This is a genomic window from Bacillus sp. MN7755 (assembly GCF_054771475.1).
The window spans coordinates 1-518 of record NZ_BTRL01000055.1 but is presented as its reverse complement, the minus strand read 5'-3'; the positions used below and the strand labels follow the sequence as shown (position 1 = coordinate 518).

1 protein-coding gene is annotated in these 518 nt (G+C 38.8%); it reads right to left on the bottom strand.

All coding sequences use genetic code 11. The annotated features are described in order from the left end of the window. On the bottom strand, window positions 1-329 hold a 329-nt coding region (locus ACYVEC_RS30595), incomplete at its 3' end, for a helix-turn-helix domain-containing protein (RefSeq protein ID WP_460509584.1). Window positions 330-518: the final 189 nt, after the last annotated feature.

Below are 518 nucleotides of genomic sequence, written 5' to 3'. Positions count from 1 at the left end.
GATTGCACGTTGTTCTTCTTAGATTTGAAACGCGGTGCATTGTTTTGTTTTTTGAAAAAGCGTGTATAAGCATCCGCAAGGTTGCGAACAGACGACTGAATCGCAATACTGTCCACTTCTTTTAGCCAAACAAACTCTTTCTTCATGGCAGGAAGTTTGGCAGAGCATGTACCATATGTCAAACCTTTTCCTGTTTCTTTGTATGCATTCCCCCATAGGGATAGGAAATGATTGAATACAAAACGAGAACAACCAATCGTTTTATTGATTAGGATCGCTTGTGATTTATTTGGATAGATACGAAATTTATATGCTTTATTGATCATCATTCGTTTCACCCCATTTCGATATGTGTCTATTATACAACAAACGTATATTCGATAGGTAGTGAAGTACCAGTTTATGTATGTCGAACAATTAAGATGGCTTCCTGCCATCCCTTGTCCGAAGCCAATTCATCTCCCACCTACTCACTTCGCGTTCCTTGAGGAAGGAGTCTTCTTGGCTAAAATGATAAA